This is a genomic window from Achromobacter sp. PD1, assembly GCF_048541815.1.
Lineage (GTDB): Bacteria > Pseudomonadota > Gammaproteobacteria > Burkholderiales > Burkholderiaceae_B > Achromobacter > Achromobacter bronchisepticus_A.
Map to the genome: position 1 here is coordinate 4,558,242 of NZ_CP183349.1, position 23,526 is coordinate 4,581,767.

The window sequence follows — 23,526 nt, forward strand, 5'->3', positions numbered from 1 at the left end:
GAACCCCATGACCTCCTCCAAGCTTGTCCGCCCATTCCACACCCTGTTGATCGCCAACCGCGGCGAGATTGCCCGCCGCATCATGCGCGGCGCTCGCAAGCTGGGCTACCGCGCCGTGGCCGTCTACTCGGACGCCGACGCCGACAGCCTGCATGTGCGCGAAGCCGACCTCGCCGTGCGGATCGGTGGACCCGCGCCCGCCGACTCCTACCTGAACATCGACGCGCTGCTGGCGGCGGCGCGCGCCAGCGGCGCGGACGCGGTGCACCCCGGCTACGGCTTTCTGGCCGAGAACGAGGCATTCGCGGCCGCCGCCGAGCAGGCCGGGCTGGTCTTCGTCGGCCCGCCGGCCGCGGCCATCGGCGCCATGGGCAACAAGGCGCGGGCCAAGGCGGCGATGGGGCGGGCGGATGTGCCATGCATTCCCGGCTACCAGGGAACCGAACAGGGCAACGAAGCCTTCGTCCGCGCCGCCAGCGAAATCGGATTTCCCGTCATGGTGAAGGCGGCGGCCGGCGGCGGCGGACGGGGCATGCGTCTGGTGCGGAGCCCGGACGCGCTGCCGGCGGCGCTGGCCTCCGCACGCTCGGAAGCCGCGACCGCGTTTGGCTCCGACGAGCTGATACTCGAAAAGGCCATCGAGCGCCCCCGCCATGTCGAAATCCAGGTATTGGCCGACAGCCACGGCAATGTCATCCACCTGGGCGAACGCGATTGCTCCGTGCAGCGCCGCCATCAAAAGATCATCGAAGAGGCTCCCTCCCCCGCGGTGGACGCGGCCCTGCGCGCATCGATGGGACAAGCAGCCGTGCGCAGCGCGCGCGCGCTCGGCTACCAGGGCGCGGGCACGATGGAATTCCTGCTTGCGCCCGACGGCCGCTATTACTTCATGGAGATGAACACCCGCCTGCAGGTCGAGCACGCCGTGACCGAGGCAGTCACCGGCCTGGATCTGGTCGAATGGCAACTGCGCGTGGCAGCGGGCGAAATGCTGGACATTGCGCAGGCAGCAGTGCGCATCGACGGCCACGCCATGGAACTGCGCCTGACCGCCGAGGACGTGCCCGCCGGCTTTCTGCCGCAGACTGGCGTCATGCGGCGCTGGCGTCCTCCCCAGCACATGCCGGGATTGCGGGTCGATCACGGCTTGATGGAAGGCGGCGCCATCCTTCCCTACTACGATTCGATGATCGCCAAGCTGGTCGCCCACGGCCGCACCCGCGAAGAAGCCTGCCGCAAGCTGAGGCGGGCCCTGGAACAATGCGTCGCCCTGGGTGTCCCGACCAACCAGTCGTTCCTGGCGGATTGCCTGAACGACCCGGTCTTCGCCGCCGCTTCGGGCGTGCATACCGGGTTTGTCGAAGAACGCTTCGGCGCCAGCCTGACCGCGCGCCCGGTCCCCGACGCGGCGGCCGTGGCCTGGGCCGCCTTCGCCGTCCATGCCTGCATGATGCAAGCGGCCGGCGCGGCCCTCGCGCCGCCTCAGCCCGCGCCGCGCCCCTGGCACGTCGTCCTGGCGTTGGACGCAGGCCGCTGGGAAGTTGCGCTGACAGCTCACGCCGATGCCTGGCTGATCGACGTGACGCCCTCCCAAGGCGACACGGGACCGGCACGGTTCGAGATGCGCCGGGCCTATTGGGCAGGCCCGGACCACGGCAGCCTGGAAGCCGAATTGGACGGTATCCGGGAAAACGTCTCGATCTCCCCCGGCCCGAACGCGATGGGCCTGTTCCACCGCGGACGGCCCTGGGAATTCCAGCTGCCGCCGGCGCACCGGTCGCGGGCCGGCGCACTGGCCAGCGGCACGGTCACCGCCCCCTTCACGGGACGCATCCTGCATATCTCGGTGGCTGCCGACGCCCACGTCAACGCGGGCGATCCGCTGATCATCATGGAGGCCATGAAAATGGAACACACCCTGTACGCGCCAGTTGCGGGCCGTGTCGCCGATCTGGCGGCCCTGCCCGGCAGCCAGGCATCCAAGGACCAGCCTCTGCTGCGCATCGCCCAGGAAGCGGCCTTGGAGACCGCGCCATGAGCGCCGTGCGCATCGGCAGCGCCAGCGGATTCTGGGGCGACTCCGCAACCGCCACACCGCAACTGCTGAAGGTGCCGGGCATGCAGTACCTGGTGTACGACTACCTGGCCGAAACCACCATGTCGATCCTGGCTCGCGCGCGCAACAAGGATCCCGCCTTGGGATATGCCACGGACTTCGTCCATGCCGCGATGGCGCCGCACATGGGCGCCCTCCTCGAACGCGGCATACGCGTAGTGGCCAACGCCGGCGGACTGAACCCCGTGGCCTGCCGCGACGCCCTGGCGCAGGCCGCGGCGCGCCTGGGCCTGGCGCCGCGCATTGCCGTCGTCAGCGGCGACGACATCCTGCCCTTGCTGCCCCGACTGCGCGAATCTGGCATCGCCGGCTTGCCCGAAGCGCCGTATTCCGCCAACGCCTACACAGGGGCGCGCGGCATCGCGCAAGCGCTGGCCCAAGGCGCTCAGATCGTCATCACCGGCCGATGCGTCGATAGCGCCATGGTACTGGGCGTGCTGGCCCATGAGCACGGCTGGGCCTGGAATGATTGGGACAAGCTTGCCGCTGGCACGCTTGCCGGCCACGTCATCGAATGCGGCGCGCAGGCGACCGGCGGCCTGTATACCGATTGGCAGTCGGTGCCGGGTTGGGACGACATGGGCTACCCCGTGATCGATTGCGCGGCGGACGGCAGCTTCGTTCTTTCCAAGCCCGCCGGAACTGGCGGCCTGATTGCCGCCGGCTGCGTCGCCGAGCAGGTTCTATATGAAATCGGCGATCCCGCCAGCTACCTCATGCCCGATGTCACCTGCGATTTCCGGCAGGTTAGCGTGGCACAGCTCGACGCAGACCGCGTCTGCGTCCGCGGCGCCCGCGGCCGCGCCCCCACTGACACATACAAAGCCAACGCGACCTGGCGCGATGGCTACCAGCTCGCCACCATGCTGGCCATCCGTGGTTCCCAAGCCCACGCCAAGGCCGACAAGACCGCCGCGGCGCTACTGGACCGGACCCGGCGAATGCTGCGTGAAAATGGCCTTGCGGACTATCGGGAAACCTGCGTGGAAATGCTGGGTTGCGAGGCCCTCTATGGACCTCATGCCCGGCCGCTCCCCACGCGCGAGATCATCCTGCGCATCGTCGTCCGGCATGAATCGGCCGCAGGCCTGGGCTTCCTGCAACGCGAGTGCGCTTCCGCCGGCACTTCCATGGGGCCGGGCACCCGCTCATCATTCCAGGGGCGCTCGGACATACAACCGGTAGTGCGGGTCCACTCCTTCCTGTTGCCCAAGTCGCTCGTCCGCGAGCAAGTGCTGCTGGAAGAAGTCGTCACCCCGGTGCCGGCCCCGGCCGCCGAAGCGCCGGCCGGCCCGCCATTGCGCGCCTGCGCCGCGCCGGAAACCGGACAGGAAGAAGATGGCCCGCCGCAGCATGACGGCCCTCTGGCGGTCGTGACGCTGCAGGCGCTGGCCTGGGCGCGCAGCGGCGACAAGGGCGACACAGAGAATATCGGCGTCATCGCGCGCCGTCCCGAGTTCCTTCCATTGATCCGCCGGCAATTGGGCGCGAAGCAGGTTCAGGCGTACTTCGCACATTTGGCGCATGGCCCGGTCGAGCGATTCGACGTGCCGGGCCTGCACGCGGTGAATTTTGTGCTGCATGACGCGCTGGGCGGCGGAGGCATGTCCAGTTTGCGTTCCGACCCTTTGGGAAAGTCCTATGCCCAAATGTTGCTGGACCATCCCGTGCAAGTCCCGCGGAGCTGGGTCGAGCGCGGCTGGATCGCCCCGCCCTAGCGTCGCAACCTGGCCCTGACCCAGCCGCAAATCACGCATCCCCATAAAAAGCAGAGGAGACACACAGCATGAGCCGGATCATCAGTAGGAGCATTGCCGCGCTTGCCATGGCGGGCATACTTGCAGGCACGGGCAGCGCGGACGCCGCATACCCGGAAAAGCCGCTGCGGGTCGTGGTGCCATATACCGCGGGCGGCGTATCGGACGCAGTCGCGCGGCTGGTCACCCGCAAGCTGAGCGAGGAGATCGGGCAACCGATAGTCGTCGAAAACCTGGGCGGCGCCAACGGCCAGATCGGCTCGGCCGCCGTCGCCCGGTCCGCGCCCGACGGCTATACCTTCCTGGTCGTCGTCATGGCGCACGCCATCAATCCCAGCCTCTACAAGAACATGGCCTACGATCCGCTGCGCGACTTGCGCGGGGTCAGCCTGTTCGGCCGAATCCCTTTGCTGCTGGTTTCAAGCGCCCGGCTACCGCCGCGCAACCTGGAGGAATTCCTGCTCTGGGCGCGGGCCAATCCGGACAACGCGACGTTCGCCTCCAGCGGCGCGGGTTCAGGCGCGCATCTGGCTGCGGCCGAGTTCGCCCAAGTCAGCGGCCTGCGCATCACCCATGTGCCTTACAAGGGTGTGAGTCCTGCACTGCCTGATCTCTATTCGGGACAAGTCGCCGCCATCTTCGACTCGGTACAGACCATGATGCCGCAGGTCAAGGCGGGTAAATTGCGTGCGCTTGCCATGACCAGCGCACGCCGCTGGCCTGGCGCTCCCGACGTACCGACCATGGCGGAAGCCGGGGTGCCCGATTTCGTGGCGGGCAGCTGGATCGGCATGCTGGCGCCCGCCAAGGTGCCGGACGAATTCGCCGAACGGATTTCCGCAGCCGTCCAACGGGTCCTGGACCAACCCGACGTGCGCGCCCAATTGATCGACTACGGCATCGACCCGGTTGGCGGCAAGCCCGCGGAATTCGACCGTTTCATCGCCGACGAAGCCCGGCGCTGGGCCGACGTCATCGCCAAAGCCGGTATCCGCCTGGAGTAAGCCATGAGCCCCCGCATTCTGGAAGGCGTCAAGGTACTGGACCTGACACGCGTGATCGCCGGACCGCTCTGCACGCAGATACTGGCCGACATGGGCGCCACGGTCTACAAGATAGAGCGTCCGGGCGAAGGCGACGATACCCGCCGCATGGGCCCATTCCTGCCCGATGGACAGGGCGGCGACAGCAACGACTCCGCGCTGTATCTGGCCTACAACCGAGGCAAGCACTCCGTGACCGTGGACATCTCCACACCCGAGGGCGCGGAACTGGTGCGGGACCTGGCGCTGCGTTGCGACGTGTTCATGGAAAACTACAAGGTCGGAACGCTGGCCAAGTACGGACTGGACCACGCCGCGCTGGCCGCGGCCAAGCCTGCGCTGGTCTACTGCTCGCTGACCGGCTTCGGGCAGGACGGCCCGTATGCGCGGCGGCCCGCCTACGATTTCATCCTGCAAGGGCTGGCTGGCGTGATGAGCACCTGCGGACATGCCGAGGGCGAGCCCGGCGGCGAACCCATGCGCACGGCCATCCCCATCACGGACGTCGTCACCGGCCTCTACGCGGCCATCGCCATCCTGGGCGCGGTGCTGCATCAACGGCAATCCGGCATGGGCCAGTTTGTGGACGCTTCCATGCTGGACGCTTCCGTCGCTCTCAACGGCCACCTGGCGGTGGGCTACCTGATGTCGGGACGGTTGCCCGGCAGACAGGGCAACACCAATCCCATCGCGGCGCCTTCCGAAGTGTTTGCCTGCACAGACGGCCGCATGATACTCGCGGCCGGCAACGACACGCAGTTCCGGGCCCTGTGCGAGATCCTGGAACGGCCGGGGCTGGCAAGCGATCCTCGTTTTCTTACCAACGCCTCACGGGTGGCGCACCGAATCGAATTGAGGGATCTGCTGGCGCCGTTGCTGGCCGGACGGCGGCGCGCCGACCTGTTTCCCATGTTCGACCGGGCCGGCGTGCCGTCCGGCCCGATCAATGACCTGTCCCAGGTTTTCGAAGACCCACAGACTCGCCACCGCCAGTTGGTCCTGTCGCAGCCGCACGCCCGCGGCTGCGATGCCCCCATGCTGCGCAGCCCGCTGGATTTCTCGGCCACCCCTGTACGCTACGGCCCGGCCCCCATGCTGGGCCAACACAGCCTGGACGTCCTTGGGCGCGAACTGGGCCTGGACGACGCGCGGCTGGCCGATCTGCGCGCCCGCGCTATCATCTGAGGAAAGCGGAGCGGCCCGGCGCTGGTCTTGCCGCGCGCCGCCCCTTGTCTTTTTCCGAATGGCCCTTAGTTAGGGCTCGCGCATAACCTCGCTACAATAGTCGGCTTGCCCTATCCATGGCTCGCGCGGGGATGGGCGCATAAAAACACTAGATACAAACACCCAAACAGACTAAACGCAGGAGAATTCAATGTCCGTTATCGATACCGCCAGCCTCGTCGTGGCTCAGGCCGCCGCCCCCGAGGGTAACGCGCTGATGGGCATGCTGCCCATCATCCTGATGTTCGTGATCCTCTACTTCCTGATGATCCGTCCCCAGATGAAGCGCCAGAAGGAACACCGCAACCTGATCGCCGCCCTGGCCAAGGGCGACGAAGTGGTCACCGCCGGCGGCATGCTCGGCAAGGTCACCAAGGTCAACGACAGCTACGTCACCGTCGAAGTCTCCGAACTGGCCGACAAGCCCGTCGAAGTGATCATGCAGAAGTCCTCGGTCTCGACCGTGCTGCCCAAGGGAACCATCAAGGCCCTGTAAGCGTCCCACAGGAGCCCCCATCGGGCTCCTGTTGCTTGATGGCCCTGTCGCCGCCCGCCGCGCTTGTCGCCCGGGCGGCCCTTTCATCACTTTTACATGAAGTAGCCGGCAATGAACCGCTATCCCCTTTGGAAGTACATTACGGTCCTGGTCGCGGTCATCATCGGCCTGCTGTACACGCTTCCCAACTTCTACGGCGAATCCCCGGCCGTCCAGGTTTCCAGCGCCAAGGCCACGATCAAGGTCGATCCCGCCATGCTGAGCCGGGTCGAACAGATCCTGACCGACGCCAAGATCCCCAATGAAGGGGTCTATTACGAACAGAACGGCACGCTCGGCACCGTGCGCGCCCGCTTCACGTCGACCGACCTGCAGTTGCAGGCGCGCGACCTGATCGACAAATCCCTCAACACCGTCGCCGGCGACCCCCACTACACGGTCGCGCTGAACCTGCTGCCCGCCTCGCCCGCCTGGATGCGCGCCCTGGGTTGGTTCGCGCCCAAGCCGATGTACCTGGGCCTGGACCTGCGCGGCGGCGTGCACTTCCTGCTGCAAGTGGACATGCAGGGCGCCCTGACCGCCCGCTACGACTCCCTGGCCGCCGACGTGCGCTCCGTGCTGCGCGACCAGAAGGTCAACGTGGCCGGCGTCGAACGCTCGGGCCTGGCCATTGCCGCCACCTTCGCCGACACCGACGACCGCGACCGCGCCATCTCCACCCTGCGCAGCCGCCTGCCCGACCTGGAGTTCACCGAGCGCACGGAAAACGGCAAGCCGTTGCTGATGGCCGCGCTGAACCCGGCCGCCGTCACCCGCGTGCAGGATTCCGCGCTCAAGCAGAACATCAACACGCTGCATAACCGGATCAACGAACTGGGCGTGGCCGAACCGGTCATCCAGCAGCAAGGCGCCGACCGCATCGTGGTGCAGCTGCCCGGCGTGCAGGACGTGGCCAAGGCCAAGGAACTGCTGGGCCGCACCGCCACGCTGGAAATCCGCATGGTCGACGACTCCCCCGCCGCGCAGGCCGCGCTGCTGGGCGGCAGCGTGCCTTTCGGCCTTGAACGCTACAACGACCGCGACGGCCGTCCCATCCTGGTCCGCCGCCAGGTCATCCTGACCGGCGAAAACCTGCAGGACGCCCAGCCCGGCCGCGACTCGCAGACCCAGCAGGCCGCGGTCCACCTGACGCTGGACTCCAAGGGCGCCCGCATCTTCCGCGACGTCACCCGCGACAACATCGGCAAGCGCATGGCCATCCTGCTGTTCGAAAACGGCAAGGGCGAAGTGGTCACGGCTCCGGTCATCCGCGGCGAAATCGCCGGCGGCCAGGTGCAGATCTCGGGCAGCATGAGCTCCGAAGAGGCCGCCGACACCGCGCTGCTGCTGCGCGCCGGCGCCCTGGCTGCGCCCATGTCCATCATCGAGGAACGCACCATCGGCCCGAGCCTGGGCGCGGACAACATCGCCAAGGGCTTCTACTCGACGCTGTACGGCTTCCTGGCCATCGCTGCCTTCATCATCCTGTACTACCACCTGTTCGGCGTGTTCTCCACGATCGGCCTGACCATGAACGTGCTGCTGCTGCTGGCGCTGCTGTCCATGCTGCAGGCCACGCTGACCCTGCCGGGCATCGCGGCAATCGCGCTGACGCTGGGCATGGCCATCGACTCGAACGTGCTGATCAACGAACGGATACGGGAAGAGTTGCGCGCCGGCGCCAGTCCGCAACAGGCCATCCATCATGGCTTCGAGCGCGCCTGGGGCACCATTCTCGACTCGAACCTCACCACGCTGATCGTGGGCCTGGCGCTGCTGGCCTTCGGTTCGGGCCCGATCCGGGGCTTCGCGGTGGTGCACGTGCTGGGCATCCTGACCTCGATGTTCTCGTCGGTGGTGGGCGTGCGCGCGCTGGCCAACCTCTGGTACGGCCGCAAGAAGAAGCTCACGTCGATCTCCATCGGTGAAGTCTGGAAACCGAAGACCAACTGAACATGAGCGCGGGCGGCCCGGCCGCCCGCCACAGATAAAGCCTAAGGCGAAAAATGGAATTTTTCCGTATTCACCGCACCATCCCGTTCATGCGCCACGCGCTGGTGCTGAACATCATCAGTCTCGTCACGTTCCTGGCGGCTGTTTTCTTCATCGTCACGCGCGGCTTCCACCTGTCGATCGAATTCACCGGCGGCACGGTCATGGAAGTCAACTACGCTCAGACGGCGCAGCTTGAAAACGTGCGCGGCGTGGTCTCCAAGCTGGGCTACACCGACTTCCAGGTGCAGAACTTCGGCACCTCGCACGACGTCATGATCCGCCTGCCGCTGCAGGAAGGCCAGACCTCGGCCACCCAGAGCGAAACCGTCATGGCCGCGCTGAAGACCGCCGATTCCGGCGTCGAGCTGCGCCGTGTCGAGTTCGTGGGCCCGCAAGTGGGCCAGGAGCTGCTGCACAACGGCCTGATGGCCCTGCTGGTCGTGGTCATCGGCATCATGGTCTACCTGGGCTTCCGCTTCGAATGGAAGTTCGCCGTCGCCGGCGTGATCGCCAACCTCCACGACGTGGTGATCATCCTGGGCTTCTTCGCCTTCTTCCAGTGGGAATTCTCGCTGTCGGTGCTGGCGGGCGTGCTGGCGGTGCTGGGCTACTCCGTGAACGAATCCGTGGTCATCATGGACCGGATCCGCGAAAACTTCCGCAAGTACCGCAAGGCGGACGTGCACGAAGTCATCAACAGCGCCATCACGCAGACCATCTCGCGGACCATCATCACCCACGGTTCCACGCAGATGATGGTGCTGGCCATGCTGTTCTTCGGCGGCCCCACCCTGCACTACTTCGCCATGGCCCTGACCATCGGCATCTGGTTCGGCATCTACTCGTCGGTGTTCGTGGCCGCGGCCCTGGCCATGTGGCTGGGCGTCAAGCGCGAAGACCTGGTCAAGCCGGTCAAGAAGGAAGGCGAGGAAGGCGAAGCCGCCTGATCCGTTTCCGCTTGAAGAGAAACCCGCCGCATTGCGGCGGGTTTTTTATTGCGCGGCGCTTGCCGCCTTGCGCCTGGCCAGGAACCGCAGGGCCAGACCGCCGGGAACCACGGCGAACTGGAGCAAGCCGGCGTAGAGCCAGGCCCAGGTCCAGCGGAAACGCCACGGAATGAATTCAGGCACCCCGTTGTCGTCGAAATACGGGTCATGAATGACCAGCGCCAGGCCGCCCAGATACGAAAGCACAAGACATCCCGCCACGAACAGCCATCGCCGCGTGGCCAGGGCCGTCCAACCATGACGGCGGCCGTGCACGGCGCTGGCCGCCAGGCTGATCAGCAGGCTGGCCGCGAACAAGACGGGGAATAAAAGAAAAGCCACGGCATCGCTCCCGGCTGCAGGTCCGGCGCCATTGTGCCAGCCGCGATCGCAAACGGCTCGCGGACGCGCACAGGATGCCTTCCGCTTGACCAATACATAAGTATTTACTAATGTATTGTCATGCTCGAAAACGACATCTTCAAGGCGCTGGCCGATCCGACCCGCCGCGCCATCTTCGAAAAGCTCGCCACCGGCGGCATGAACGCCAGCGCCCTGCGCGTGGGCATGGAGATCAGCCAGCCAGCCATGTCGCAGCACCTTTCCGTGCTGCGCAAGGCGCGCCTGGTGCGCGAGGAAAAACAAGGCCGTTTCGTGAACTATGAAGTCGACCCCGACGGACTCGCGCTCATTGCCGGATGGCTGGCGAAGTACCGCGCCTACTGGCCGGCCCGCATCGAAGCCCTGAACGCCCTGCTCAAGGACATGGACCAATGAAGCCGACCGCGCCGCAAGACCCGCCCCAGGACATCGTGCTCGAATACGAACTCGACGCGCCGCCCGAAAAAGTCTGGCGCGCCATCAGCATCCCCGAATTCCGCGAACAATGGCTGCCTGGACGGGCGCTGGCCAGCGCCGAACCCGCGGACGCGACGCCAGCTGAAGAAATCCGATACCGCATGCGCGACGAGGAACCGCCTTTCCTCGAAAGCCTGGTGACCTTCCAGATCCGGCCCGTCGCCGACGGCCGCACGCTCCTGCGCATCATCCACGTGCTGGACGACGCGCGGCTGGAGCGCCGAGGGCGCCTCGCCGCCAACGACGCCAGCCCCTTCCTCATGCGCGCCGCCTGAACCCGGCCCAAGCGCAAGGCAATCCCAACCCAGGAGATTCGTCCATGCAGGACGTGATGCAATACGTACCCATGGTGGTCGAGCAATCCGGCCGCGGCGAGCGGTCCTTCGACATCTATTCGCGGCTGCTGCGCGACCGCATCATCTTCCTGAACGGCGAAGTCAACGACTCGGTGTCGGCGCTGGTCTGCGCCCAGCTGCTGTTCCTGGAATCCGAGAACCCGACCAAGCCCATCCATCTCTACATCAACTCTCCTGGCGGGGTCATCACCAGCGGCCTGGCCATGTACGACACCATGCAGTTCATCACCGCGCCGGTGCACACGCTGTGCATGGGTACGGCGCGCTCCATGGGCTCGTTCCTGCTGATGGCGGGTGAACCCGGCGAACGATGCGCGCTGGCCAATGCCAGCGTGCACGTGCATCAGCCTTTGGGCGGCTTCCAGGGCCAGGCCTCGGACGTGCTCATCCACGCCGAGGAAATGCGCAGGACCAAGGACCGCGTCACGCGCGTCTACGCCCAGCACTGCGGACGCAGCTACGAAGACGTCGAGCGCACACTGGACCGCGACTGCTACATGAGCGCAGAAGAAGCGCTGGAATGGGGCTTGATAGACCGGGTGCTGAAGCGCCGGGACCTGGGCGTCTGACACTGTACCGCCGCCCCCCGTCGCGCTGTACGGGTACGGATCCGCGCGGATTCGCTACCATAGCCGCACCATGAAACTCGTCATCGATCACCTCGTCATCGCCGCCGCGGACCTGGACAGCGGCGCCGAATACGTCGCCAGACTGCTCGGCATGGCCCCCTCGGGCGGCGGCGCGCATCCGCGCATGGGCACCCACAACCGGGTGCTGGGCATGGCCGGCGGCATCTACCTTGAAGTCATTGCCATCGATCCGCAGGCCCCAACGCCTGCGCGGCCGCGCTGGTTCGGGCTCGATCAGGACGCCGTCCGCGCCCGCATCGCCCAGGGTCCCTACCTGGCGCATTGGGCGGCACGGGTCGAAGCGCCGCACGATCTGACCCGCATGCAGGCCGAGCATCCCGCGCGCATTCCGCCCGCCATCCCCATGGAGCGCGGCCATTTGCGCTGGCGGCTGACGGTGCCGGACGATGGCAGCCTGCCCGCCTGGCGCGAAGCCGGCCACGCGGCTGGCGACGGCCTGCTGCCCACGCTGATCCAGTGGGACGTGGCCGACTACCCTGGCGTCAGCCTGCCGCGCCAGGACCTCGTCCTCAAGCAACTTTCCGGCAGCCACCCGCAGGCCGGACTGCTGCGCCAGGGGCTGGTCTGGCTGGGCGCGGATCACCTGATCCAGCTGGAACAGACTGACGGCCCGCCGCGCCTGAGCGCGCAGATCGAAACAGCCGACGGCCTGAAGATCCTGGCCTGACTGTCCGCCCCGCCTTGCAAAAAAACCCAGAACATCCGGAGACCCTTTACATGCATTCCACCCGCAAGCGTTTCGACGAAGACCCTTATCTGGACCGGTGCGAGGCCACCGTGATCGCGGTCAGCCCCGAGGGCGTCGAACTGGACGAGACCGTCTGCTACGCGCGCAGCGGCGGCCAGGCGGGCGACAGCGGCACGCTGACATTGGCCGACGGCCGCGCACTGACGCTCACCGACACCGTCTACGCCGAAGACCGCAAGCGCATCCTGCACGTGCTGGAAGGCGACATCGCGCCGCAAGTGGGCGAGCGCATTTCGGTGGCCATCGACTGGCCGCGGCGCCACCGCCTCATGCGCCTGCATACCTGCCTGCACCTGCTGGGCTCGCTGGTGCCCGCGCCGGTGACCGGCTGCAATATTTCGCCCGATTCCGCCCGCATCGACTTCGACCTGCCCGAATCCACGCTGGACAAGGCCGACCTGACCGAACGCCTGAACGCCCTGATCGACGCCCGTACCGGCGTCAGCATCAACTGCATCACGCCCGAGGAACTGGCCGCGCAACCCGATCTGGTGCGCACCATCGGCGCCGCGCCCCCGGCAGGCACGGCCAGCATACGCATCGTCGAGATCCCCGGCGTGGACCGCCAGCCCTGTGGCGGCACGCACGTGGCCAACACGGGCGAAATCGGCGCCGTAGCAGTCACCAAGATCGAAAAGAAAAGCCGCACGAACCGGCGCGTGGTGGTGAACTTCGCGTAAGCCGCCGCCTGAAGCCGGCTCATGGCCGGCCGCCTGGACCAGGCTTACTTCTTCCACCAGCGCCAGGGCGCGCGCAGAGGCCATTGGTAGCTGGCGCCCAGCACCCGGGGCGCCAATACGTGCCCGACCAGCACCGCGATACCCGCGGCCGTCATCACGTCCGACAGATAGTGGTCCAGGTTGACCAGCCGGCTCATCGCCACCAGCGCCGCCAGCAGCAGGAAGACCCAGCGCCAGCGCGGCGCCAGGATGCCCAGCACCACCGCCACGGCAAATGCCGCATAGGTGTGGCTGGAAGGGAAGGAGTTGTACAGCTGGGCACGGGAGAAAGACTCGCCCAGCCCGTAGATGCCCTTCTCGAAGAAGAGCTCGGGGCGCGCCCGCGCCACCGAACGCTTGAGTACCAGCACCACCAGCCCGCCGACCGCCATGGTCGACAGCATCAGCAGGCTGCCGCGCGCCATGCTGGCGTAGCTCATGCGCACCGGGTTGCGCCAGCCGCGCGCCAGGCCGACCAGGCCGATCACGTAGAAGGCCAGCGCCACGCCGATATAGGGGCCGCTTTCGCCGAGTTCGCCGATCCATTCGAAGGATTCGTTCACGCCTTCGGACACCGACTGCTTGATCCACACCGCCAACGGCAGGTCCACCCATAACGCGCAGGCGCTGGCGGCCAGCGCCAGCGCGCAGCCCAGCAGCACCCAGGTCAAAGCGGAAAACGGGTTGCGGAACTGGTCGGGCGCGGAACCGGCCGCGGCGTCGGATACGGGAGCGGCCGCCGAAGGCGTCAGGGGGTTGCTGTTCATCGGTACCGCTGTCGGGAAATGAGAAATATTCTGGACTGTGGAATCAGCCCGGCACGCTATCGTAACGGCCAGCGCGCGCCAGACCAAGAAGCAAATTCGGGCAAGGGTTAAAATCCCGGGTTTCCTACCATTCTGCCCCCGGGATCTACACCCGTCACGGCGACCATCATGCAAGAAACCACCCTCAAGCGCGCCGACGCCGCGCCCGACGGCGCCAGCGCCGCCCTTCCCGCCGCCGACGCCGGCTCCCCCCGCAAGCTGTACATCCGCACCTTCGGCTGCCAGATGAACGAGTACGACTCGGACAAGATGGCCGACGTGCTGCGCGGCGACCAGGGCCTGGAGCTGACCGACAACCCCGAAGACGCCGACGTCATCCTCTTCAACACCTGTTCGGTGCGCGAGAAGGCGCAGGAAAAGGTCTTCTCGGACCTGGGCCGGGTGCAGCACCTGAAGAAAACCAATCCCAACCTGGTGATCGGCGTGGGCGGCTGCGTGGCCAGCCAGGAAGGCGAAGCCATCGTCAAGCGCGCGCCCTACGTGGACGTGGTGTTCGGTCCGCAGACGCTGCACCGCCTGCCGGACCTGATCAAGCGCCGCCGCGACGAAGGCCGCTCGCAGGTGGACATCAGCTTCCCCGAGATCGAAAAGTTCGACAACATGCCGCCGCCCCGCGTGGACGGCGCCACGGCGTTCGTCTCCATCATGGAAGGCTGTAGCAAGTACTGCAGCTTCTGCGTCGTGCCCTACACGCGCGGCGAGGAAGTCTCGCGCCCCTTCGAGGACGTGCTGGTGGAAGTCGCCGACCTGGCCGACCAGGGCGTGAAGGAAGTGACGCTGCTGGGCCAGAACGTCAACGCCTACCGCGGCCGCATGACGGACAGCGACGAGATCGCCGACTTCGCCATGCTGCTGGAATACGTGCACGAAATCCCGGGCATCGAGCGCATCCGCTACACCACCTCGCACCCCAAGGAAATGACCCAGCGCATGGTGGACGCCTACGCCCGCCTGCCCAAGCTGGTGTCCTTCCTGCACCTGCCGGTGCAGGCCGGCAGCGACCGCGTGCTGGCGGCCATGAAGCGCGGCTACACCACCCTGGAATTCAAGTCCGTGGTGCGCCGCCTGCGCGCCGCCCGCCCGGACCTGACGCTGTCCTCGGACTTCATCGTGGGCTTCCCCGGCGAAACCGAGGAAGACTTCGAAAAGACCATGAAGCTGATCGAGGACGTCGGTTTCGACACCTCCTTCTCGTTCGTGTATTCGCGCCGCCCGGGCACGCCCGCCGCCGACCTGCACGACGACACGCCGCAGGACGTGAAGTTGCGCCGCCTGCAGCGCCTGCAGGCGCTGATCAACGAGCAGGCGGCCACGATCGCCCGCAACATGGTCGGCACGCGCCAGCGCCTGCTGGTCGAAGGCCCCTCGCGCCGCGACCCGAACGAGCTGATGGGCCGCACCGAGAACAACCGCATCGTGAACTTCGCCGCGCCCGCGCGGCTCATCGGACAAATGGTCGACGTCATCATCACCGAAGCGCACACCAATTCGCTGCGCGCCCGGGTCGCCGACGTGGACCGCACTCCCCAAGAGGCCGAATGACCACTCCCCGCTCCCGCGCCCGTCGCAGCATGCCCATCGTCGTCACCCTGGACGGCGACAACACCCATCTGGCCAACCTCTGCGGCCCGCTGGACGAAAACCTGCGGCAGCTGGCCGACGGCATGAACGTCAAGCTCTCGCGCCGCGGCAGCCGCGTCACCATCGAAGGCGAACTGGCGGAGCTGGCCGGCCGGATACTGCGCCGCTTCCACGAGCAGGCCGTGCACCGCGCCCTGTCGGTCGACGACATCCAGCTCGGGCTGGTGGAGATCGGCGTCGGGCGCCAGGAACAGGAACTGAAGGAAGAGCAGGCCCGCGAGGCCGACCCGCTGCCCGCCCTGGACGACGAAAGCGACAGCATCGCCCTGCGCACCAAGCGCAGCGACCTGCGTCCGCGCACGCCGCGCCAGCGCGACTACCTGAACAACATCCTCAAGCACGACATCACCTTTGGCGTCGGCCCCGCCGGCACCGGCAAGACCTGGCTGGCCGTGGCCTGCGCCATCGACGCGATGGAGCGCGACACGGTGCAGCGCCTGGTGCTGACGCGTCCCGCGGTCGAAGCCGGCGAGCGCCTGGGCTTTCTGCCCGGCGACCTGGCGCAGAAGGTCGACCCGTACCTGCGCCCGCTGTACGACGCGCTGTACGACCTGATGGGCTTCGAGAAGGTGCAGCGCCTGTTCGAAAAGCAAACCATCGAAATCGCGCCGCTGGCCTATATGCGCGGCCGCACGCTCAACCATGCCTTCGTCATCCTGGACGAAGCGCAGAACACCACGCCGGAACAGATGAAGATGTTCCTGACGCGGATCGGCTTCGGCAGCAAGGCGGTCATCACCGGCGACCCGTCGCAGGTGGACCTGCCGCGCGGCCAGGATAGCGGCCTGGCGCATGCGGTGAAGGTGCTGCACGACGTGCAAGGCATCGCCACCACCCGATTCACCAGCCGAGACGTCGTGCGCCATCCCTTGGTCGCCCGCATCGTCGACGCCTACGACCGCGCCGCCGAAGATGAAGCCTGAACTGTCCCTGTCCGTGCAATACGGCGTCGAGGAAGCCCGCCTGCCCCGCTGGCGCCTGCGCCGCTGGGCCGAACGCGCGCTGGCGGGCGCGGCCGAGGACGGCCTGGTCACGTTTTCGGCCGCGGAACTGAGCCTGCGGCTGGTCGGCGCGGCCGAAGGCCGGCGCCTGAACCGCGACTTTCGCGGCCGCGACTACGCCACCAATGTGCTGACCTTCGAATACGGCGTGGATCCGCTGGGCGTTGCGCGCGGCGACATCGTCATGTGCGTGCCGGTGCTGGTGCGCGAGGCCCGCGAACAGCGCAAGGCGCTGCTGGACCACGCCGCCCACCTCACCATCCACGGCGTGCTGCACGCGCTGGGCTACGACCACATCAAGGCCCGCGACGCCAAGCGCATGGAAGCCCTGGAGACCGCCACGCTGGCCGCCATGCGCATCGCCGATCCTTACGTCGAGGCATGACGCGCGGACTCGGGTCAACCCTGAGAAATTGGCTGAAAATGGCGTCCAGCAAGGCGCAGATGGCGGCGGTTCCCCTCATTTTGGGGACCGCCGTTACAAATTGCAGGCCAGTATCGGTTATGCTGGCCCCTCCATAACTTGTCCTCCCGGACGATGTCTGACCCTTACCCTGCTCCCGAAGCGACGCCTGCTCGCTCCTCCAAACCCGCCGCCAAATCCCTTCTAGACCGCCTGCTTTCCCTCGTGCGCCGCGAGCCCGAGGACCGCGAAGGCATCAAGGCCGTTCTGGAAGCCGCGCACGAACGCCAGCTGCTCGACGCGGAATCCTACAAGATGATCAAGGGCGCGCTCGCCGTGTCCGAAGGCACCGTGGGCGACATCATGGTCCCGCGTTCGCGCATGGATCTGCTGGACGTCACGCAGCCCATCCCCTACCTGGTGGCCTCGGTCATCGAGACCGCCCACTCGCGCTTCCCCGTCTACGAGGGCGACCGCGACAACATCATCGGCATCCTGCTGGCCAAGGATCTGCTGCGCTGCATGCTGGAACCCGGCATCGAAGTGCGCACGCTGGTGCGGCCCGCCGTGTTCATCCCCGAATCCAAGCGCCTGAACGTGCTGCTGCACGAGTTCCGCGCCAGCCGCAACCACCAGGCCATCGTCATCGATGAGCATGGCGGCATTTCCGGCCTGGTCACGATGGAAGACGTGCTGGAACAGATCGTTGGCGACATCGAAGACGAATTCGACGAAACCGAGGAAGACTCGATCTTCCCCGAAGGCGAGAACCAGTGGCGCGTCCTGGCCGCCACCGACATCTCGCACTTCAATGAAGTGTTCGGCTGCCAGTTGCCCGACGACGAGTACGACAGCGTCGGCGGCTGGATGGGCGGACAGCTGGGCCGCATCCCGCGCCGCGGCGACACCGCCGAATTCGACGGCCTGCGCCTGGAAGTGGCCCGCGGCGACGCGCGCCGCGCCATCTGGCTGCGCGTCAAGCGCAACGCCCCGTCCCAAGCCTCCCGCCCCTCCGACGAAGCATGACCCAAACCCCGCGCAGCCGTAATCTGCGCGGCGCCGCCGGCCTGGTGCTGGCGGGCGCCGCGCACGCCTTGACGTTCTCGCCCGGCCCCCTGCCGGATTGGGCGTTGGCGGTGACCCAGGTCCTGATGCTGGCCATCGCCGCGCGCGTCACCCTGTACGCCCCTTCGGCCAAGCAGGCCTGGCTGCGCGGCTGGCTGTTCAGCTTCGCTAGCTACTCGTTGGGCTTGTACTGGATTTTCATCAGCCTGCACCGCTACGGCGACCTGGCCGCGCCGCTGGCCGTGGCCGCGGTGCTGGCGCTGTCGGCCTTCCTGGCCCTGTTCCCGGCCGCCGCCAGCGCGCTGGCGCGCCGCTACGCGCCGCTGGAGCCGGGCTCTCCGCCCTCCCGCATCCTGTCGGGCACGCTGGCCTGGGCCGCGATGTGGGCCGCATTCGAATGGCTGCGCGCCGTGCTGCTGACCGGCTTTCCCTGGCTCAACATCGGTTACGCGCAGGTCGATAGTCCCATCGCCGGCTGGGCGCCGCTGCTCGGCGTGCATGGCATGGCTTTCCTGGCCGCCTTCGTCGCCGCGGCCCTCGCCAGCTTGTGGCAGCCCTCGCGCAAGAGCGGCACCGGCTCGCGCCACGCCCTGGCCGCCGGCATCGCGCTGGCCCTGGCCGCCGCCGGCTGGCCGCTGTCCCGCATCGACTGGTCCACGCCGTCCGGCGATCCGCTGAACGTGCGCCTGGTCCAGGGCAACATCGGACAATCCCAGAAATTCGACCCTGCCCTGCTCGACCAGAGCCTGACGCGCCACCTGGACCTGGCCGCCATGCCGCCGGCGCCGGGCGTGCCCGCGCCGCAGCTGATCATCCTGCCGGAAACCGTACTGCCGATTTTCCAGGACCAATTGGATCCGCGCGTCTGGGCGGTCTGGCGCGACCTGGCCGCCCAGCGCAACGCCACCATCGCCATGGGCGTGCCGCTGCACGACCGCGTCAACGGCCGCGACCGCTACACCAACAGCGTCATGGGCTTTGACGGCAATACCCCGGTCGAACAGCTCGTGGCCGGCAGCACCGCCATGCGCTACGACAAGCGCCACCTGGTGCCCTGGGGCGAATACGTGCCGCCCGGCTTCCACTGGTTCGTGGACATGCTGAACATTCCGCTGGGCGACTTCGACCGCGGCGCGGTGCGGCAGACGCCCTTCGCCGTCGGCGGCCAGCACATCGCATTCAACATCTGCTACGAAGACCTGTTCGGACCCGACCTGCTGCCCGCGCTGCAGCCCGGCCCCAACGGCGAACCGGGCGCGACCATACTGGTGAACGTCAGCAACCTGGGCTGGTTCGGCGACTCCTGGGCCTTGCGCCAGCATCTGCAGATCGGCCGCCTGCGCACCAAGGAAACGGCGCGGCCGATGCTGACCTCCACCAACACCGGCATCACCGCCGCCATTGACGCCAAGGGCCGCGTCGCGGCCCAGCTCGCGCCGCTGCAGGCCGGCGTGCTGCCGGTGGCCGTGCAAGGCATGACGGGGCTGACGCCCTACGCGCGCTTCGGCGACAAGACGGCGCTGGCCCTGATCGGCCTGGCGCTCATCGCCGCGTTCGGCAGCGGCCGCAAGACGCGCCGCGCCTGAGGCGTCTTCAGGCGAACAGATTGGCCGGCAGCGCGCCGCTCTCCTCCGGCGGGCGCAGCGGCCCGCTGCCGGCGCCGGTGCGCTCGATCGCGTCCGCGATGGCGTCCATATCCTCGCCATCCAGTTCCAGCGACGCCGCGCCCAGCAATCCATTCACCTGGGCCGCGTTGCGGGCGCCCACGATCGCGCCCGTCACGCCCGGCCAGGCCAGGGTCCAGGCCGCTGCTACCGCCGCAACCGTTGCGCCGTGGCGTTCGGCGATGGGCTTGAACGCATCGGCCAGCGCCAGGTTGCGTTCGATGCCCGGAGAGGCGAATTCCGCGTTGCGCGCGCGCCAATCATCCGCCGGCAAGGCGCGGGCGCGTTCCACGCTGAAGGCGCCGGTCAATAGGCCGGACCCCATCGGGCTGTAGACGATCACGCCCGTGCCATTGCGCTCGCACCACGGAATCAGCTCCGCGCCCGCGGCGCGCTGAATGGCCGAAAACGGCGGCTGCAGCGTATCCACGTGGCCCAGCATTTCGGCCTGCTGCAGTTGCGCGAGATTGTGGTTGGACAGCCCCACCGCCCTGACCTTGCCCTCTTGCTTCAGATCCAGCAGTTCCTGCCAGTACACCTCCAGGGGCGTGCCGTCGCCCGCCGGCCAGTGCATCTGATAGAGATCGATGCGCTCGACGCCCAGCCGGCGCAACGAGTCCTCGACTTCGCGCCGGATGCTGGCTGGCGCGCCGGTGCGCCGCGGCATCGCCTGGGGCTGCTCCGCCGACCAGGTCAGGCCGCATTTGGTGAACACGTAAGGCCGGGCGTCCGGCGTCATCTGCGCCAGCGCCCGGCGCACGATTTCCTCGGAATGCCCCAACCCGTACACCGCGGCGGTGTCGATCCAGTTGATGCCGCGCTCGACGGCGCGGCGGATCGCCGCCACCGAATCAGCATCGTCCTGCGGCCCCCAGCCCACCGCCCAACCGCTGCCGCCGATGGCCCAGGCGCCCAGCCCGATCCGGGTGATGTCCATGCCGCTCTGGCCCAGCGGCCGTGTGGGGAACGAAGTCTTGCTGCTCATGGCGATGTCCGTGCGTGCGGGTCCGGCGCAGAAAATTCTCCGGATCGGCGAAAAAATTTTTCGCTCACGATACCATTCTCACAAGTCTTTGATTTACTTGATTTCTGCATCAATCATGCTGGCCCACTCTGAGCAAAAAAAGAGCAAAATCGGGAGAAAATCGCCTTCCACCCCCCTTTTTTTCCCGACTTTTTTGCTTTTTGCCGCCAAGCGACTTGCACACCAAATTTAGTTCGTGCATAATCTCGTTTCTTCGCCAACGGCACTAAACAAAACCGGCAACGAACTACGAAAAAGCACTCGGTAAAACGTGTGTTCGATTTCGTAAAACGTTGAACGGGTTGATTAGAAAGACGGGGGTATAGCTCAGCTGGGAGAGCGCTTGCATGGCATGCAAGAGGTCAGCGGTTCGATCCCGCTTACCTCCACCAGTCAACGGCGAAGGATGCAGTACCAGTTTGCAAGTCCAAGTCCCCTTCGTCTAGAGGCCTAGGACATCACCCTTTCACGGTGAGTACAGGGGTTCGAATCCCCTAGGGGACGCCAGTTCTTCTGGCAGCAGTATGTAGTGATGCAGTTGAAGTGACAATGTAGTTGAGTACGCCGCTGCGGAGCGGTAGTTCAGTTGGTTAGAATACCGGCCTGTCACGCCGGGGGTCGCGGGTTCGAGCCCCGTCCGCTCCGCCAAAAGCTCTCGCTCAGAGTCTTTCAAGAGCTCCGTTTTCGGGGCTTTTTTGCTTTATATAGTGTGAGACCTTGTTGTCTGAAGTTTGGGACATCGAGGATCCTGGGGGGTATAGCTCAGCTGGGAGAGCGCTTGCATGGCATGCAAGAGGTCAGCGGTTCGATCCCGCTTACCTCCACCAGTAAGCAGTACGGTAGTAAAGTTGTTCTGTTTTGTTCAGGTCCCCTTCGTCTAGAGGCCTAGGACATCACCCTTTCACGGTGAGTACAGGGGTTCGAATCCCCTAGGGGACGCCAGTCTTTCTGGCATGTAGTACCAAACTGCCTTGACACCGCAGTGCATTGAAGAAGTCAGAGTAAACCGCTGCGGAGCGGTAGTTCAGTTGGTTAGAATACCGGCCTGTCACGCCGGGGGTCGCGGGTTCGAGCCCCGTCCGCTCCGCCAAGCACATCACGCAGTTCGCAAGCGCGCTAGCCTTGCCAGCCATAGAAAGCTCCGGTTTCCGGAGCTTTTTGCATTTCTGCCCGCATCATCTGGCGGCAGCCATCTTCCCCCCCATCCCCCCTACGCTCAGACTCGTCCATTTCGCCATCTGGACAGGCTTTCAGTGCGCCTTCATTCTCTTTGCGTCGTGCCCAGCGAAAAGAAGAGGACTACGTGACCGCGAACGCCGCCGCTCCCCATCCGCACCGCCAGCATCTGCAACGCATCATCGCAGGCCTGAACGAAGGCATCATCCTGCTCGAAGCGGACGGCGCCATCGCCTGGGCCAATGCCAGCGCGCTCAGGCTGCATGGCGCCGATAAGCTGGATGAACTCGGCGGCACGCCAGCCGGCTACCGCAAGCGCTACAGCCTCAGCTACCGCAACCATCAACGCGTGCCCGCGCGCCAATATCCGCTGGATCTGCTGGCTGCGGCCGAGCCGTTCGACGAACTGCTGCTGGACCTGGAACGCAAGGACGACGACGCGTTCCTGCGCAATGTGCGCGCCAGCGGCCTGAACCTGGACGGTAGCGACGGCGCCGACTACCGCGTCCTGATCCTGCATGACCAGACCGAGCAGATCAACGCCGAAGTACGCTTCGAGCGCACCTTCGGCGCCAACCCCGCGCCCGCCCTCATCTGCCGCCTGTCCGACCTGCGCTATGTGAAGGTGAACCAGGGCTTCCTGGAGATGACCGGCTATGCGCGCGACGTCATCGTGGGCAAGTCAGCCTATGAACTGGACGTGCTGGACGGCGGCGACGACAAGGACAACGCGGTCGCCAGCCTCAACGAAGGACAGACCATTGCGCAACGCGAGGGCGTGTTGAAACTTGCAGACGGCAGCGTGAAATTCGTCATCGTCGCGGGCCAGCCCATCGACATGCAGGGCGAACCATGCATGCTGTTCACCTTCATCGACCTCGAAGCCCGCAAGCGCACGGAGCTGGCCTTGCGCGAAAGCGAGGAACGATTTTCCAAGACGTTCCGTCTGGCGCCCGTTCCCATGGCGGTCTGCGAGGGCGAGACCCTGCTCGCGCTGGACCTGAACGACGCCTTCGCCACGGCCGCGGGCGCCTCTGCGCAGGACGGCATAGGCCGGACGCTGACCGGATTGGGGCTCCAGCTCTCCGATGAACTGGAGGCCAGCCTCAAGCGCGGCGAAAGCGCCCGCAGCCGCGAGGTGGCATTGGCGGCCACGGACGGCAGCCGGCTGGATTGCCTGTTGTCGGCCGACCCCGTGACCCTCGGCGGCCAGCAACGCGTGCTGCTGGCGATCCAGGACATCACGGAACGCAAGCGCTCCGAGGGGGAATTGCTGACCGCGATCGAGGCTGTCATGCAGGACACCTCCTGGTTCAGCCGCAGCGTCATCGAGAAGCTGGCGCAATTGCGCGAGCCCGCGCCCGCGACGCGCGACGTGGCCGAACTGGCGCAGCTCACCTCGCGTGAACGCGAGGTGCTGAGCCTGATGTGCCAAGGCCACGACGACGAGGGCATCGCCCGGCAACTGAAGCTGTCGCGCAACACGGTGCGCAACCACGTGGCCACCATTTACAGCAAGATCGGCGTGCACCGCCGCAGCGCGGCCATCGTGTGGGCGCGGGACCGCGGCATTACCGGGCACGAGCGCGTGCGGACGCGGGACAAGCTGGCCAAGGGCTGATCCCCCTCTAAAAATTTACAATTAGATGCAAAATAATCAACACCTCGGCGTCCCCGAAGATGTCCGCCACTTAGTAGCCCGCAACCCCAAAAATCTTTCATTTCCCATAAAAACCAC

Annotated in this window: 21 protein-coding genes and 6 tRNA genes; 24 read left to right on the forward strand and 3 right to left on the reverse strand. The window is 66.5% G+C overall.

The features are described from left to right. Window positions 1–7 precede the first annotated feature (7 nt). From ACM1PE_RS21460 to secF, 7 genes are all read left to right on the forward strand, one after another. A complete protein-coding gene (locus ACM1PE_RS21460) occupies window positions 8–2,038 on the forward strand; it encodes an acetyl/propionyl/methylcrotonyl-CoA carboxylase subunit alpha (RefSeq protein ID WP_419340870.1) in 2,031 nt (676 codons plus the stop codon). Continuing rightward, window positions 2,035–3,834 (forward strand): acyclic terpene utilization AtuA family protein, encoded by a 1,800-nt coding sequence (locus ACM1PE_RS21465; protein ID WP_419340872.1) that lies wholly within the window; start codon window positions 2,035–2,037, stop codon window positions 3,832–3,834. The genes ACM1PE_RS21460 and ACM1PE_RS21465 overlap by 4 nt, the downstream gene beginning before the upstream one ends. 68 nt (window positions 3,835–3,902) lie before the next feature. After that, window positions 3,903–4,877, forward strand: a complete 975-nt coding sequence (locus tag ACM1PE_RS21470) for a Bug family tripartite tricarboxylate transporter substrate binding protein (RefSeq protein WP_419340873.1) — start codon at window positions 3,903–3,905, stop codon at window positions 4,875–4,877. 3 nt (window positions 4,878–4,880) lie between these two features. Further along, a complete protein-coding gene (locus ACM1PE_RS21475; protein WP_419340874.1) occupies window positions 4,881–6,101 on the forward strand; it encodes a CaiB/BaiF CoA transferase family protein in 1,221 nt (406 codons plus the stop codon). Between the two features lie 190 nt (window positions 6,102–6,291). Next, entirely contained in the window at window positions 6,292–6,636 is a 345-nt protein-coding gene (gene yajC / locus ACM1PE_RS21480; RefSeq protein ID WP_054451553.1) for a preprotein translocase subunit YajC, read from the forward strand. A gap of 111 nt (window positions 6,637–6,747) precedes the next feature. Continuing rightward, window positions 6,748–8,628, forward strand: coding sequence for a protein translocase subunit SecD (gene secD, locus ACM1PE_RS21485; RefSeq protein ID WP_059380232.1), 1,881 nt, complete (start codon window positions 6,748–6,750; stop codon window positions 8,626–8,628). A 53-nt stretch (window positions 8,629–8,681) separates the two neighbouring features. Next, on the forward strand, window positions 8,682–9,617 hold the full coding sequence (secF, locus tag ACM1PE_RS21490) for a protein translocase subunit SecF (protein WP_054451555.1): 936 nt from the start codon (window positions 8,682–8,684) through the stop codon (window positions 9,615–9,617). 45 nt (window positions 9,618–9,662) lie between these two features. Here secF and ACM1PE_RS21495 read toward each other — a convergent pair whose 3' ends face one another. Next, a complete protein-coding gene (locus ACM1PE_RS21495; RefSeq protein WP_419340875.1) occupies window positions 9,663–9,998 on the reverse strand; it encodes a hypothetical protein in 336 nt (111 codons plus the stop codon). 120 nt (window positions 9,999–10,118) lie between these two features. Between ACM1PE_RS21495 and ACM1PE_RS21500 the strand changes: the two genes are divergently transcribed. From ACM1PE_RS21500 to ACM1PE_RS21520, 5 genes are all read left to right on the forward strand, one after another. Further along, window positions 10,119–10,433 (forward strand): ArsR/SmtB family transcription factor, encoded by a 315-nt coding sequence (locus ACM1PE_RS21500; RefSeq protein ID WP_118933863.1) that lies wholly within the window; start codon window positions 10,119–10,121, stop codon window positions 10,431–10,433. Further along, window positions 10,430–10,789, forward strand: coding sequence for an SRPBCC family protein (locus ACM1PE_RS21505; RefSeq protein ID WP_419340876.1), 360 nt, complete (start codon window positions 10,430–10,432; stop codon window positions 10,787–10,789). The genes ACM1PE_RS21500 and ACM1PE_RS21505 overlap by 4 nt, the downstream gene beginning before the upstream one ends. Window positions 10,790–10,833: 44 nt before the next feature. Further along, window positions 10,834–11,439: an ATP-dependent Clp protease proteolytic subunit gene (locus ACM1PE_RS21510; RefSeq protein ID WP_054451559.1), complete on the forward strand. Its 606-nt coding sequence runs from the start codon at window positions 10,834–10,836 to the stop codon at window positions 11,437–11,439. 70 nt (window positions 11,440–11,509) lie between these two features. After that, window positions 11,510–12,187 (forward strand): VOC family protein, encoded by a 678-nt coding sequence (locus ACM1PE_RS21515; protein ID WP_419340877.1) that lies wholly within the window; start codon window positions 11,510–11,512, stop codon window positions 12,185–12,187. A gap of 50 nt (window positions 12,188–12,237) precedes the next feature. After that, window positions 12,238–12,948, forward strand: a complete 711-nt coding sequence (locus tag ACM1PE_RS21520) for an alanyl-tRNA editing protein (RefSeq protein WP_059380237.1) — start codon at window positions 12,238–12,240, stop codon at window positions 12,946–12,948. A gap of 44 nt (window positions 12,949–12,992) precedes the next feature. Here the strand turns inward: ACM1PE_RS21520 and ACM1PE_RS21525 are convergent, their stop codons facing one another. Continuing rightward, on the reverse strand, window positions 12,993–13,754 hold the full coding sequence (locus ACM1PE_RS21525; RefSeq protein WP_118933859.1) for a phosphatase PAP2 family protein: 762 nt from the start codon (window positions 13,752–13,754) through the stop codon (window positions 12,993–12,995). Window positions 13,755–13,922: 168 nt separating this feature from the next. Here ACM1PE_RS21525 and miaB point away from each other — a divergent pair, with 168 nt between their 5' ends. From miaB to lnt, 5 genes are all read left to right on the forward strand, one after another. Continuing rightward, entirely contained in the window at window positions 13,923–15,356 is a 1,434-nt protein-coding gene (gene miaB, locus ACM1PE_RS21530; protein WP_054451562.1) for a tRNA (N6-isopentenyl adenosine(37)-C2)-methylthiotransferase MiaB, read from the forward strand. Next, window positions 15,353–16,378 (forward strand): PhoH family protein, encoded by a 1,026-nt coding sequence (locus ACM1PE_RS21535; RefSeq protein ID WP_059380239.1) that lies wholly within the window; start codon window positions 15,353–15,355, stop codon window positions 16,376–16,378. The genes miaB and ACM1PE_RS21535 overlap by 4 nt, the downstream gene beginning before the upstream one ends. Then, window positions 16,368–16,841, forward strand: a complete 474-nt coding sequence (gene ybeY, locus ACM1PE_RS21540) for an rRNA maturation RNase YbeY (RefSeq protein ID WP_059380240.1) — start codon at window positions 16,368–16,370, stop codon at window positions 16,839–16,841. The genes ACM1PE_RS21535 and ybeY overlap by 11 nt, the downstream gene beginning before the upstream one ends. A gap of 153 nt (window positions 16,842–16,994) precedes the next feature. After that, entirely contained in the window at window positions 16,995–17,885 is an 891-nt protein-coding gene (locus ACM1PE_RS21545; protein WP_118933857.1) for an HlyC/CorC family transporter, read from the forward strand. Beyond that, a complete protein-coding gene (lnt, locus tag ACM1PE_RS21550) occupies window positions 17,882–19,510 on the forward strand; it encodes an apolipoprotein N-acyltransferase (protein WP_419340879.1) in 1,629 nt (542 codons plus the stop codon). Before ACM1PE_RS21545 ends, lnt begins: the two co-directional genes overlap by 4 nt. A gap of 7 nt (window positions 19,511–19,517) precedes the next feature. Here the strand turns inward: lnt and ACM1PE_RS21555 are convergent, their stop codons facing one another. Continuing rightward, window positions 19,518–20,573, reverse strand: coding sequence for an aldo/keto reductase (locus tag ACM1PE_RS21555; RefSeq protein ID WP_118933855.1), 1,056 nt, complete (start codon window positions 20,571–20,573; stop codon window positions 19,518–19,520). 355 nt (window positions 20,574–20,928) lie between these two features. On the opposite strand from ACM1PE_RS21555, the gene ACM1PE_RS21560 reads away from it, so the two are divergent. The 7 genes from ACM1PE_RS21560 to ACM1PE_RS21590 all read left to right on the forward strand — a co-directional run bounded on the left by ACM1PE_RS21560 (window position 20,929) and on the right by ACM1PE_RS21590 (window position 23,409). Beyond that, window positions 20,929–21,004, forward strand: a tRNA-Ala gene (locus tag ACM1PE_RS21560). 39 nt (window positions 21,005–21,043) lie between these two features. After that, window positions 21,044–21,119: transfer RNA gene (locus ACM1PE_RS21565), tRNA-Glu, on the forward strand. 64 nt (window positions 21,120–21,183) lie between these two features. Continuing rightward, window positions 21,184–21,260 (forward strand) — tRNA-Asp (locus ACM1PE_RS21570). 103 nt (window positions 21,261–21,363) lie between these two features. Beyond that, window positions 21,364–21,439, forward strand: a tRNA-Ala gene (locus tag ACM1PE_RS21575). Between the two features lie 39 nt (window positions 21,440–21,478). Next, window positions 21,479–21,554 (forward strand) — tRNA-Glu (locus tag ACM1PE_RS21580). Between the two features lie 71 nt (window positions 21,555–21,625). Then, window positions 21,626–21,702: transfer RNA gene (locus ACM1PE_RS21585), tRNA-Asp, on the forward strand. A 213-nt stretch (window positions 21,703–21,915) separates the two neighbouring features. Beyond that, window positions 21,916–23,409, forward strand: a complete 1,494-nt coding sequence (locus ACM1PE_RS21590) for a PAS domain S-box protein (RefSeq protein WP_059380243.1) — start codon at window positions 21,916–21,918, stop codon at window positions 23,407–23,409. The last annotated feature ends 117 nt before the right edge of the window (window positions 23,410–23,526 follow it).

Excerpts from the sequence above, each read along its gene's own strand:
- secD (WP_059380232.1), top strand. The coding sequence starts at position 6,748 with ATGAACCGCTATCCCCTTTGGAAGTACATTACGGTCCTGGTCGCGGTC.
- ACM1PE_RS21515 (WP_419340877.1), top strand. The coding sequence starts at position 11,510 with ATGAAACTCGTCATCGATCACCTCGTCATCGCCGCCGCGGACCTGGAC.
- ACM1PE_RS21555 (WP_118933855.1), bottom strand. The coding sequence starts at position 20,573 with ATGAGCAGCAAGACTTCGTTCCCCACACGGCCGCTGGGCCAGAGCGGC.
- ACM1PE_RS21500 (WP_118933863.1), top strand. The coding sequence starts at position 10,119 with ATGCTCGAAAACGACATCTTCAAGGCGCTGGCCGATCCGACCCGCCGC.
- ybeY (WP_059380240.1), top strand. The coding sequence starts at position 16,368 with ATGAAGCCTGAACTGTCCCTGTCCGTGCAATACGGCGTCGAGGAAGCC.
- ACM1PE_RS21520 (WP_059380237.1), top strand. The coding sequence starts at position 12,238 with ATGCATTCCACCCGCAAGCGTTTCGACGAAGACCCTTATCTGGACCGG.
- secF (WP_054451555.1), top strand. The coding sequence starts at position 8,682 with ATGGAATTTTTCCGTATTCACCGCACCATCCCGTTCATGCGCCACGCG.
- lnt (WP_419340879.1), top strand. The coding sequence starts at position 17,882 with ATGACCCAAACCCCGCGCAGCCGTAATCTGCGCGGCGCCGCCGGCCTG.
- ACM1PE_RS21535 (WP_059380239.1), top strand. The coding sequence starts at position 15,353 with ATGACCACTCCCCGCTCCCGCGCCCGTCGCAGCATGCCCATCGTCGTC.
- ACM1PE_RS21525 (WP_118933859.1), bottom strand. The coding sequence starts at position 13,754 with ATGAACAGCAACCCCCTGACGCCTTCGGCGGCCGCTCCCGTATCCGAC.
- ACM1PE_RS21510 (WP_054451559.1), top strand. The coding sequence starts at position 10,834 with ATGCAGGACGTGATGCAATACGTACCCATGGTGGTCGAGCAATCCGGC.
- ACM1PE_RS21465 (WP_419340872.1), top strand. The coding sequence starts at position 2,035 with ATGAGCGCCGTGCGCATCGGCAGCGCCAGCGGATTCTGGGGCGACTCC.
- yajC (WP_054451553.1), top strand. The coding sequence starts at position 6,292 with ATGTCCGTTATCGATACCGCCAGCCTCGTCGTGGCTCAGGCCGCCGCC.
- ACM1PE_RS21475 (WP_419340874.1), top strand. The coding sequence starts at position 4,881 with ATGAGCCCCCGCATTCTGGAAGGCGTCAAGGTACTGGACCTGACACGC.
- ACM1PE_RS21460 (WP_419340870.1), top strand. The coding sequence starts at position 8 with ATGACCTCCTCCAAGCTTGTCCGCCCATTCCACACCCTGTTGATCGCC.
- ACM1PE_RS21545 (WP_118933857.1), top strand. The coding sequence starts at position 16,995 with ATGTCTGACCCTTACCCTGCTCCCGAAGCGACGCCTGCTCGCTCCTCC.
- miaB (WP_054451562.1), top strand. The coding sequence starts at position 13,923 with ATGCAAGAAACCACCCTCAAGCGCGCCGACGCCGCGCCCGACGGCGCC.
- ACM1PE_RS21505 (WP_419340876.1), top strand. The coding sequence starts at position 10,430 with ATGAAGCCGACCGCGCCGCAAGACCCGCCCCAGGACATCGTGCTCGAA.
- ACM1PE_RS21470 (WP_419340873.1), top strand. The coding sequence starts at position 3,903 with ATGAGCCGGATCATCAGTAGGAGCATTGCCGCGCTTGCCATGGCGGGC.